Genomic DNA, 11,203 nt, shown 5'->3' on the forward strand with positions numbered 1-11,203 from the left:
ATGTTATACATAATTTTCTTTGTTATATTTTGTTGTTATGGCCATACTGAAAATGGCGGATTAAATTGGTTGGCAAATTTTTTATCAATAGCTCTGGCATAATCTTCCAACTGCTTTTTAGTTGGAATTATTCCAGCGTCGTCAAATTTTTTATAAAATTTATTCCATTCAATTCTTATTTCACTAAGATGCAGCTTACTATTTATCTCTTTGGGAATGCCTCTTAAATTATCTAATGCATGAATTTCTGCTTTAGTTAGTACTCCTGGATATCTTTTAAGTACCTGCTGTTCAATAGCATGATGAACAACAACTTTACCTTTAAGCCAAGGGAAAGCGTTAAAAAAAGTTGTATGATAACACTTATTAAGCACTAAAACGCCATCCTCTCCTACAAAATAGCAATGATCTTCCTCTACTTCAAAATTATAAACTTTTTCTGTCTTCAGAATATAATTTAATGACAGCACTTTGATAAATTTTCCATTTTGAGCGAGAAGATATTCTCCAATGTCAATTTCTTCAGCATCTTTAAATTGACCATTGACGTAAAAAGGATGATTTCTTGTGGTTGAAATTATTCCATTTTCTGTTTCTATTTCAAGTATTTCTTCTACCTCTTCCTGAAATAAGTAATTTACTTTGCGTATCGTCACTTTCTGATTTTCTTCATCAAAACTAAAAACTTCATCACCTATTTTAATATCTTCGATCTTTTTTAAACCTTTCGGAGTGTGGATCAGAGTTTCTGCTGTAAAACAAGCAAAAACCTTAGATATATTGCAAAGTTTCGCCATTAGATTATCTGCGCTTTTTAATGCACTCTTACTAAGGCTCTTAAAAGCTGCTTTCCCCATTTGTTGTAACGCTTCTTTTGAAACAGCTTTTGCACCTGCTTTAATAGCACCTTTCACACCTGCTTTCGCCCCTTGCATCGCGACAGTACCAGCTCCAAAGGAAACTACGCCAACAGCAATAGAAGCAACATCCCAAATAAGAAATCCTGCATTCATAGCAGCACCCCAACCGTCGCCAGTTTGTATATCATTAATGAGATCACGACCACTTCCCCATACAGGTATCATTCCTTCTACCAAGCCGGCTTCGCCCACACTGTCACCGTTTCCGCTGTCATCCAGTTCACGTTGTGCCTGTTCCTGCATTTCGGCAACTTCTGCAGCGGCATCATCCGGCAAAGGAACCTGACCGCTGGTCATAAATTCTATCTTACCTCCAATCGGGCAGAGGCATGTGCTTTTTCCTATGAGAGAGTTGATTCCTTTTATTTTAACCTGCCAGGTGTCTTGCCAGGTCAATGGGATAGTTGCCGGAGCACAGGGGCCTCCTGAGATTTTGCAGACTTTAAACAATGGTATGTTAATCAAAGGAGTTGCATCCATATTGGTCGCAACCAGGCAGCCGTGTATTTTTACCTTTGTATTATAGGTAGGTTTAAAAAAGTCTGGTGCTCCGCCCTGATCACATATCATCAGGGCATTTTTGGTTATGTATTCTAATTCATCCATAGATTAGTTTTTAGAATTACATAATATTGGTATCTCCCGAAGACATGACTGCGCTTGGTCCCCCTGTGATTTTTAATTCAGAGTCTGTTTCAATATTCATTGCTCCTCCCGTACTTGATAATCCCAAAGCTCCGGCAAGAGCTGTAATATCTATAGCTCCCTTTCCGGCGGAAGCGGTGATTCCTTCTTCTGATATAGTGATTGAATTATCTCCGACTCTTAGCGTTATACTGGTTTTTCCATCGAGAGTAATGTTTCCTGCAGCATCCATTTTAAGGAGAGACGTAGGTGGTGAATTCTTTTTTCCTCCAACTCCGGTGGTATGGGTACTTCCCGCATTAATAGAATGGTTGGAATTAGCGTTTGTAGTAGCGTTCCCACCACCGTCAAATTTCATATTGGCACCTCCCTGATCAGTTAAAAATACCGAACCTGCACCGTCATTTAATTCCAGTTTGTTCCCACTTCGGCTACTCAGGCTTTTGATGTCATTGTTGGCTCCGCCACCTGCGCCTATACCTCCGTGAAACATTCCTCCCATCACGAAAGGTCTGTCAGGATGCTGGTGAACGAAATTAACAATAACCTGATCTCCCACTTCAGGAATCGCCATGAATCCACGGTTTTTATTTACCTTGTCACTGCTTCCTGCATCGGGTGTCATTACACGGATGAATTCCGATTTATCCTGACCCTGTTGCCAGTCAAACTGCACCTGAACTCTTCCCTGGTTCATAGGGTCTGTATTGGAAATCACTTTGGCAAACTGTGCATCAGCCTTGGGACTCTCAAATTCAGGTCTTGGAATGTAACCGGAATCGGCTGCTATTGCTTCAAAATTTCCGGTGTAATAACCCCTTGCATCTACTTCATGCGTAACCTCTGTAATCAGCAATTTTGTAAAATAAGAAGTCTGGTTGCTGTCTGATTTCCGCATTTCAATATCTGCGGGACATCCGGGATAGAGAAATGGTACAGTTGTAGTGCCCGACGTTACAAATACACTTGAGGCTTTGCTGCCGGCTGCACCTTTTTGAGATGCATCAATATCCATGGATGATGAAGCTTTGATGGGTGCTATTCTGAGCGAGGGAGTGGTAAAGGTTTTTTCTGATATTTCGTAAGCTCTTCTGGCAATATCAGAAACATGATTTATTTTGGAATCTCCAGTAGTCAGTTTTTCATTTTTACTGCTGTTGTAGCCATAGAACGAAGGTTTTACGTGCTGCGCCTGCATGGTAATCTGAACATCTGTGACACTGCTTCCGTAGATTAGCTTCACAGATTCTTCCTGAGGAGGAAGCTTACCAAAGTGTAGAACTTCGCCGTCATAGAAAAACTGTTCACCGTATGCTTCGGCGATTCTGGCTAAATAATTATAGTGGGTCTCTTCATACTGCGAGCTGTAGGAAACTTCTCCGTACTGAGCGTCAACTCTGAAATCAAATTTGCTTCCGCCCAGACCTTCCTGAATAACCTGATCAGCGATGCTGTTTAAGCTGATCTTCTGAGCTCCTCCGAAACTCTGAATATGAGTTGCTGCGTCTAAAAGTATTGTTGGGCTGTAGCCTTTAAGTACAATATTTCCCAGACTACCTTTATCCTGACTGAAACCAACTGATGTGATGACCCCTACAAAATTTCTTTCGGGACCATCTGTGACATCTTTATATTTGAAAATTACAGTTAATCTCTTTCCTAAAAAATTCTGGGCATCTTCCAGATTGTGATTTTCTGTACCACCTAATGTATCATGTGCCAAAGTAAGGCTGAAATTGTGATGCTTCACAGCACTTTGATTAAGCTTAAAATTTTTAAAATGCGTGATTTCTTTTCCCTCAATTACAACTTCTAGTTTTACAACTCTGTTGATTCCGAGAATCTGGCTTGTAGGGATTGCATTGGCATTCAGAATTTTTGAAGTCGGCTGATTTGCCCATAATTTATCCGATACTGTCAGATTTTTATTAGATGGAATCAGTTGATTGCTGAACATTCCGGTAGCGCTCTGAGCGGATCCGGCTATGTTTTTAGCCTTTGATATTTTTTGATTTGCATTATCAAGTTTTTCTCCGGCCTTGCCGGTAATTTCGTTTTGAGCAACATCTTGTAATGCTTTGAAAGAATCTGGATTTTTTAAGTTTTCCGAACCTTTGGGCTTTGGAATGTTGTGATCCTGAAACATTGTGTGTTTTTTTATTTGTGAATTGGTATAGGGTATTCTCTGAAGAGACTGGAATTAAAATTTATTAAAAATTTAATTTGACCTGAAATAAACAATCAATATTTGTGTTTATTACATCTGATGCATGAAATGACAGAATAGCCTGCCTTTTTTAAGACATGCTATTCTGTGAAGTGATTTTAAGTTCTGACTTATTTGCAAATTTAAGCAGATGGCCAAAGACCTTCATAAGCAGAATTACCATAATTGATTTGCTCCGCGCTTACAACAAAACTGATGTACATAGAGTTTTCGTCTGTCCCGTCAAAATCCACTTCATGCTGAATAACATATCCGTTTTCCCAGTTCAAAGTAATCAGAGTTCCTTCTTCGTGAGATTTATTAAAAGTGATTTCGCCTGTTGTCGGTTTGTATTTTCCATTAAGTAATGACTCAAGAATGTCAGATTTTTCTGTAGCTTCTACAGTTACTCTGATTAGTGCGTTGGAAGGATCTGAGGCCACACGGCCTGAAACGTCTGTAGATCTGGAAACACTGTAGTTCAGCTTTAGTAATTTTTGTCCTTCGCCTCCGTTGAATTTTAAGATTCCTCTTGAATTAAGTGCCATGATGAGTAAATTTTAAAGATTAATATTTTGTAAATGATTCTGATACTCAAAGATAAGCAGTGATTTTAATGTAATTAAAATTTTTGACGAATATTTTAAAATTTGTAGTAGTTCTACGATTTTATGTAGTACTTCTACGACATTTACATGTAGATAACCTAACTGACTACATTTCATTTAAATTTAAGTACTTATAATCAATTTTTTATGATTTTAAGTGATGTTAGAACTTAATATCTCATTGAGTGTGATGGAATTCAACATTTCACAGCTCAGGATTACTGGGGTGGGGAAGAGGGTTATAAAGTCCGGATTTTTAATGATGAAATTAAAAATACCTATACGAAGAAAAATAAAATTCATTTTGTAAGAATTGCTTTCTTTGAGCAACATAAGATTGAAGAAATTATGCAGAATATGCTTGTTCAACTTCATACAGGACAGCAGGTTTACAGAATTCATAACAATAAACTTCCTGATTAATTTTTAGATTTAATTCAATTGAAGTCTTTTGAGCCGATTAAATTTGTTAATCGGCTCAATTTTTTATTATATTTCAGCTAAATAAACTTATTATTTGGCTCATTATGTATATTTGGCAAGAAAAAGACTTTCCTGATTTCAGTTTTGATAATGACAAACTCATTTCCGGTATCGAAAATTTCACATTGCAGTTAGGTGTTGCCAATGGTTTAATTTTGGGATTTTCCAAAGAGATTAAGCAGGAAATCTTAACAGAAATTATGCTTTCTGAAGCATTAAAAACCTCAGAAATCGAAGGCGAATATTTTAGCCGGGAAGATGTCATGTCATCATTAAAAGTAAATCTGGAGATTAAAGATTATCATACTAAAAGTAAAAACTGGAAGACTGATGCCATTGCAAAGCTGATGATTGAAGTCCAGAATTCTTATTCCAAAAAACTTACTGAAGATCTTCTCTTAAACTGGCATCAGATCTTAATGAAAAACGAAAAGAATCTTAATTCCGGCTTATTCAGAACCGGAAGCGAGCCAATGCAGGTGGTTTCCGGACACTTTGGACATTTTACTGTCCATTATGAAGCACCGCCAGCGCAAGATCTGCCGGAATTAATTCATCAGTTTATAGACTGGTATCAAAAATTCTCGATAAATGAATTCGGTAAAGTTGGTGAAGCCATGATTTTTTCTGCGATTGTCCATCTGTATTTCGAAACTTTACATCCGTTTGAAGATGGTAACGGACGAATCGGTCGTGCCTTGGCTGAAAAGTCGCTGGCTGAAAAGCTGGAAATGCCTGTTTTTATAAGTTTATCAAAAGCAATAGAAAAAGACAAGAACAGATATTATTCTGAGCTTAAAAAAGCACAGCGTAATTCTCACATAACTGACTGGATTTATTATTTTTTCGGCATATTAAACGAAGCATTGCTTGATTCTAAAAATGTAGTTTTATTTACACTGAAAAAAGTGAATTTCTTTGACCGCTTTAAAGAGATGCTGAACGACAGACAACTCAAGGCCATTAATAAGATGCTGGAACAGGGGATGGGAGGCTTCAAAGGTGGAATGACCGCAAAGAAATATATTTCTATCAATAAGACGTCAAAGGCAACTGCTACCCGAGACTTACAACATCTCGCAGATATAAATGCGTTCAAAATGTCAGGTGGCGGACGTTCGGTATCTTATCAGGTTAATCTGGAAGATGTTTAATAATGAGACACATTATTTGTGAAAACTGAACGTGCACAAATATTCCATAATTTATCAAAATTGTTTTTTATTGAAATCTATTGTCAAAGCGTCCATCGGTTACATTAATTACGTCACTTCCATTGTTTTTTGCTTTGAATTGAAATGTACCGGAAATAATTCCTTTTGTCCGGTCAAATTTTGTAAGGGTAATAGAACCTACATTATCATTGCCATCTGTACGATATGTATTGCTACCTTTTATAATCGCAGCTCAATTCTCATTGACACCATTCAAAGAATAAGTTTCTGTAGTTATTTCTTGTGTTGAATTGATATCCATTACAACTAAATTTGAACTGGGATTTTGAAAGTTCCTCAATGAAATGGTCATTATTTCACGGCCTGTTAATAGATCTGACTGAAGGTAAGTATCGTTCCCTCATGGACTAGCATTAGTATTTTCTATTTTGGCTACCCACACTTTGCCATCAAATAATGCTGATCCGGTATTTTTACCTTCTAGGGTTGCATCCAGTATAACATCGTCGTCTAGATCACGGTCTTTACATGCGTAAATGGAAAATATTGCTATTAATAAGATAAATAGTTTTTTCACAATTATTATATGTAGTGCTTTTCGGTCAAAATAAAGAAATATTTATTAAGCGATATTAATTTATTGTGAAAAATTTATTTTTTATTAATCAACTTGCAACAGATGAAAATCTATGTTCTTTAGGAATAAAAGTTATAAATTTTGCTAACGTATTATTTGATCAAAGTATACCTTTAGATCAATTATTTTAAATGTATATATTAAATGAAACGGTGGTATTTTGAGATTTTAAAAGATGTGTATTTTAAAATTTAATTTTTTCATTAAAACTTTCTCAAAATCTCGTATCATTAAACAAAGTTTCATAAATTTACAAAGTATGAGTTTAATGTGACAAATTATGAAAATAGGATATGCCCGGGTTTCGACCAAAGACCAAAATTTAGATTTACAAATTGAAGCCTTAGAAAAAGCAGGTTGTGAGAAAATTTATCAGGAAAAGATTTCTGGCGCAACAAAGAATCGTCCCGAACTTGATAAGATGATTGACCAATTCCGAGAAGGTGACGAACTTTATGTCTGGAGGTTAGACAGGTTAGGAAGAAGTTTGAAAAACATTATTGATCTTGTTTTAAGTTTGAGTGATAAAGGAATTATAATAAAAGGTCTTGTGGATGGTGTAGATACTGCAACTATTAATGGCAGACTATTCCTAAATCTCATGGCTTCTCTTGCTGAGTACGAAAGGGAGTTGATAAGAGAGAGGACCAATGCGGGTTTACAAGCTGCCAGGGCAAGAGGTAGATTGGGAGGAAGACCAAAGGGATATACAAAAGAAACAATATCTAAATTGTTAATTATGAGGTCTATATATAAAAACCCTACTTTAGCTCCGAAAGAAATTTATGAACCACTTGGATTAACTAGGGCAACATTTTATCGGTATGCTAAAATTTTGGATAATCATACAGATGAAGAAATAAAAAAAATGTCCATCAGAAAGTAAATTCTATAAAATGAAATTAACAACAAGCCAACCGAAAGATTGGAAAGATTTACAAAATAGGGTTGCTGAAATTTTAAAAGAGTGTAATTTTAATGTGGAGATTGAGAAAAAAGCCGAAACTGCACGAGAAAAAGTTGAACTAGATGTATTTGCAGAAGAAAAAATAAAAGGACGAAAGTACTCGATAGCTTGCGAATGTAAGTATTGGCAAGCAAATATTCCTCAAAATATAATTCATTAATTTATTAGGCAACAATCTATTTAATTATTTATATCATTCGTAATACATATTTGAGATTAGAAAAAATTCTAGTTTATCAAAAAATTATTTATAAAACTTCATTTGCCATTTGAGCGATTCCCCAATCATCCAAATGCTTCAAAAATGGAATCAATTCTTGGCCTGTTGGTGTGAGTGAGTATTCAACCTTGGGAGAAACCTGCTGAAAAACTTTTCTTGAAATTAGTTGATCAGTTTCCAATTCTCTTAATACCTGAGTAAGCATTTTTGTACTTGAATCCGGCAAAAGCCTGGTCAATTCCCCAAATCGCAGTTCACCATTGGTTTTTAAATTCCAAATAATTCGTGCCTTATATTTTCCACCGATTCTTTTGAAGGCATATTCGATACCGCATTTAGAACAAGATGGTTCAGAAAGAATATTTTTTTTCATAAATCCAAAAATTAAAATATTGATTTACAGTAATAGTAACATTTTAGTAGCTACATTACAAAAACGTAACTACTTGCCAAAAGTAAAGTATTAATTTAATATTGCAAAAGAATTTTTAAATTAATTATAATGGAATCTATTAAAAACAAAGTAGCTTTTATAACAGGCGGCAGTCGTGGAATCGGACAAGAAATTGTTCGCAAATTATCTTTAGAAGGTGCGAATGTAGCCTTCACATATTCTAATTCTGAAAATGAGGCCAATCAATTGGCATCAGAACTGTCTGATGGACAAGTAACAGTCATTGCACTAAAAGCAGATAATGCGGATGAGATTTCTATAAGAGATGCTATAGATAAGGCATTCGAAATATTTGGATCTCTTGATATATTGGTTAACAATGCAGGAGTTGCCATTAACGCTCTCTTACCTGATGTTAAAATTGATGATTTCGATAGGATGGTTGGCGTGAACATCAGAGGAGTTTTCGTTGCCACACAGGCAGCAGCAGCTGTAATGAATGACGGTGGCAGAATAATTAATATAGGAAGTGCTGTTGCTGAAAGAACTATCTTTCCCGGAGGTGCGGTTTATGCAATGACCAAGGCTGCTGTCGCAGGTCTAACGAGAGGACTTGCGCGTGATTTGGCATCAAGAGGTATTACTGTAAATACAGTCCAGCCGGGACCAATTGAAACGGAAATGAACCCAGCCGATTCTCAATTTGCAGATATAATAAGAGGTTTTGTGGCTATGGGACAGTACGGAACAAAGAGTGATATTGCGGAACTCGTAGCATTTCTTGCAAATCCTTCTTCAAAATACATTACCGGTGCAAGCATAAACATAGATGGCGGACTGGTTTGTTAATGTTTGACAAATTAATTTTTACTAATGATTAAATTCATGTTATGAAAGAAAAAATGCCATAGAACAAATTGTACGAAAATATTTTAAATATCTTTATGATGCCGATACAGATTCTATACTGAATCTATATACAGAAAATGCTGTCCTGATGCCGGCAGATATTCCATCTACGGAGGGAGTGGCTGAGTTTAGGCAAGCATATAATGATACTTTTGAGGCAGTTGATTTTATAGATGCAAGCACCAATTACGATGAGATATCTGTCTATGATGAAATTGCAATTGTACGCACTACATCTCAATCACATCTTTTTCTAAAGAATGAAAAAACGGACATTAAAAATAAGATGAGAGAGTTTTTTATCCTTAATAAAGTGGGAGAAGTATGGAAGATTTCAAGATATATGTTTAATAAAGAACTATAAAGGTTACTTTTTGGAGGTTTGAGTTTTTGAAAAATATTTTCATAATACTACTAGAACAAAAAAATAGGACACTTTCAAAGTATCCTATTTTTTATTACCTCTTATTAGAGTGTTCTTGATTCTACTATCATAAAGTAAGCAATCCGTTCTTTGATCAACCATTTCCCATTTTGAAAAACATATTGGTCATCATATTTGACACTGTAATCTGTCAAAACATCTTTACCCTCGACTTCTCTTACCATTTTAATCTGACTGTATGATATGCCGGTAGCCGTTTCTCCTGTAATATTTACCGTATGCTGCCCATTGAGTGTGAAATATGTTTTTACTTTGGAAGCGTGTTCATTGAATTCCTTCTCTAAATTTTCTCTTCCGGACGTATTTCCTACCAGATTTCCGCTCATATACACATTGTAAGTCATATCAGGTATAAATAGATCCATTACTTCGGAGATTTTCCATTCGTCACTCAGGTAAGCGTATTGGTCGATCAGTTTTCTTAAATCTTCATTTGTTTTTAAAATTTCTAATGTCATTGTCGTATTGATTTGTATTATTAATTATTATTTTATTAATCTATCGTTTGAGCCAAAAAATATTGATGAATCACGTAATAATGCAGTTATCCATATTAAAATCATAGGAATTGCCGGATTAATCATTGATCCGTCATGGGATAATTCTGTTGCCATTGCTCCACCAAAATAACAGCTTATTAGAATAAATCCAATACGCATTGTTTTTGGATAAGCAAACAGAAAAATAAATGACATTTCCAGGAGACCCAATGATGTTGTGGAATTAGATAAATTTAATTTAATCATGCCTTCGACAGACCAGGGGAGTTGAATTACTTTCATCAATCCGCTGATGCCTACCATAAGTGTGACCAATACAGTCATAATGACTGCAGCTATTTTTTTTGTCTTTTCGTTGTTCATTTCTTTTATTTTTTTTCTGTTTAAAGTACATTTTAGTATTATGTAGCAAAATTATACTATATTTGGTTACATAATATTAGTCGTTACCAAAAGGTTATCAACTAATAAAACAATCATATTTATGTCTTACGAAAAAAATAATATAGGAAACAAAGCATTTACTGAAGAATGCCATACGGTCTTAAATGCTGTTAGCGATGCTTTATATGCTATTGGTGGAAAATGGAAGCTAATGATCATTATTGCTATAGCAAGAGGTAATAAGAGATTTACTGAAATTCAGAGACAGGTTAGCGGAATTTCTGCCCGTGTACTATCAAGTGAACTGAAAGAATTGGAAATGAACGGTTTTCTTATCAAGAAAGTTGAAAATGGTTATCCGGTAAGTATAGAGTACGAGTTACTACCCTACAGCCAAACATTAGAAGAAGTTGTTAATGCAATGACAAAATGGGGAATTCAACATCGTGCGAAGATAAAAAGTGAACACTCTGCGCAAAGCAGTAAGAAATAAAAGATAATGACTTTCAAATTTTAGAGAAAATTAGTTATGCTATCACTTAATCAACTACTTGTTAAAACTTAATTTGTTTAATTTTTTCCACCAATTAATAAATTGTTAAACTTAGTTGAATAATTTATTTTTTTATAGTATATAAAAATATAAGTCTCAAAAAACGATTTATAATTATTTATTAAAAAGATGGGATCAGCATTAGCAACACTTAAAA

At 35.1% G+C, this 11,203-nt stretch carries 12 protein-coding genes; 6 read left to right on the top strand and 6 right to left on the bottom strand.

Annotated elements, in window-relative coordinates:
- Nucleotides 1-35 precede the first annotated feature (35 nt).
- From ASG21_RS09090 to tssD, 3 genes are all read right to left on the bottom strand, one after another.
- A complete protein-coding gene (locus tag ASG21_RS09090; RefSeq protein WP_056078606.1) occupies nucleotides 36-1,526 on the bottom strand; it encodes a polymorphic toxin-type HINT domain-containing protein in 1,491 nt (496 codons plus the stop codon).
- 16 nt (nucleotides 1,527-1,542) lie between these two features.
- Complete coding sequence (locus tag ASG21_RS09095) at nucleotides 1,543-3,711, bottom strand: phage baseplate assembly protein V (RefSeq protein WP_056078609.1); 2,169 nt, start codon at nucleotides 3,709-3,711, stop codon at nucleotides 1,543-1,545.
- 203 nt (nucleotides 3,712-3,914) lie between these two features.
- On the bottom strand, nucleotides 3,915-4,319 hold the full coding sequence (tssD, locus tag ASG21_RS09100) for a type VI secretion system tube protein TssD (protein ID WP_056078612.1): 405 nt from the start codon (nucleotides 4,317-4,319) through the stop codon (nucleotides 3,915-3,917).
- Between the two features lie 587 nt (nucleotides 4,320-4,906).
- On the opposite strand from tssD, the gene ASG21_RS09105 reads away from it, so the two are divergent.
- The 3 genes from ASG21_RS09105 to ASG21_RS09115 all read left to right on the top strand — a co-directional run bounded on the left by ASG21_RS09105 (nucleotide 4,907) and on the right by ASG21_RS09115 (nucleotide 7,801).
- Complete coding sequence (locus tag ASG21_RS09105; protein ID WP_241773478.1) at nucleotides 4,907-6,016, top strand: DUF4172 domain-containing protein; 1,110 nt, start codon at nucleotides 4,907-4,909, stop codon at nucleotides 6,014-6,016.
- Between the two features lie 938 nt (nucleotides 6,017-6,954).
- Nucleotides 6,955-7,560, top strand: a complete 606-nt coding sequence (locus ASG21_RS09110) for a recombinase family protein (protein ID WP_056078620.1) — start codon at nucleotides 6,955-6,957, stop codon at nucleotides 7,558-7,560.
- A gap of 10 nt (nucleotides 7,561-7,570) precedes the next feature.
- Nucleotides 7,571-7,801, top strand: coding sequence for a hypothetical protein (locus ASG21_RS09115; protein ID WP_056078623.1), 231 nt, complete (start codon nucleotides 7,571-7,573; stop codon nucleotides 7,799-7,801).
- A gap of 88 nt (nucleotides 7,802-7,889) precedes the next feature.
- Here ASG21_RS09115 and ASG21_RS09120 read toward each other — a convergent pair whose 3' ends face one another.
- Nucleotides 7,890-8,234, bottom strand: a complete 345-nt coding sequence (locus ASG21_RS09120) for a helix-turn-helix domain-containing protein (protein WP_056078625.1) — start codon at nucleotides 8,232-8,234, stop codon at nucleotides 7,890-7,892.
- Between the two features lie 129 nt (nucleotides 8,235-8,363).
- On the opposite strand from ASG21_RS09120, the gene ASG21_RS09125 reads away from it, so the two are divergent.
- Both ASG21_RS09125 and ASG21_RS09130 read left to right on the top strand, forming a co-directional pair.
- The gene (locus ASG21_RS09125; protein ID WP_056078628.1) at nucleotides 8,364-9,104 is read left to right on the top strand and encodes a 3-oxoacyl-ACP reductase family protein; all 741 of its coding nucleotides are present in this window, start codon (nucleotides 8,364-8,366) and stop codon (nucleotides 9,102-9,104) included.
- 67 nt (nucleotides 9,105-9,171) lie between these two features.
- Nucleotides 9,172-9,528: a DUF4440 domain-containing protein gene (locus tag ASG21_RS09130; protein WP_241773510.1), complete on the top strand. Its 357-nt coding sequence runs from the start codon at nucleotides 9,172-9,174 to the stop codon at nucleotides 9,526-9,528.
- Between the two features lie 104 nt (nucleotides 9,529-9,632).
- Here the strand turns inward: ASG21_RS09130 and ASG21_RS09135 are convergent, their stop codons facing one another.
- Both ASG21_RS09135 and ASG21_RS09140 read right to left on the bottom strand, forming a co-directional pair.
- Nucleotides 9,633-10,067 carry a nuclear transport factor 2 family protein gene (locus ASG21_RS09135; RefSeq protein ID WP_056078634.1) on the bottom strand — a complete coding sequence of 145 codons (435 nt, stop codon included), beginning with the start codon at nucleotides 10,065-10,067 and terminating at the stop codon, nucleotides 9,633-9,635.
- A gap of 27 nt (nucleotides 10,068-10,094) precedes the next feature.
- Complete coding sequence (locus tag ASG21_RS09140; protein WP_056078637.1) at nucleotides 10,095-10,472, bottom strand: DoxX family protein; 378 nt, start codon at nucleotides 10,470-10,472, stop codon at nucleotides 10,095-10,097.
- A 121-nt stretch (nucleotides 10,473-10,593) separates the two neighbouring features.
- On the opposite strand from ASG21_RS09140, the gene ASG21_RS09145 reads away from it, so the two are divergent.
- Nucleotides 10,594-10,986 carry a helix-turn-helix domain-containing protein gene (locus ASG21_RS09145; RefSeq protein WP_056078640.1) on the top strand — a complete coding sequence of 131 codons (393 nt, stop codon included), beginning with the start codon at nucleotides 10,594-10,596 and terminating at the stop codon, nucleotides 10,984-10,986.
- Nucleotides 10,987-11,203: the final 217 nt, after the last annotated feature.

The organism is Chryseobacterium sp. Leaf394, assembly GCF_001424105.1.
Taxonomy (GTDB): domain Bacteria; phylum Bacteroidota; class Bacteroidia; order Flavobacteriales; family Weeksellaceae; genus Chryseobacterium.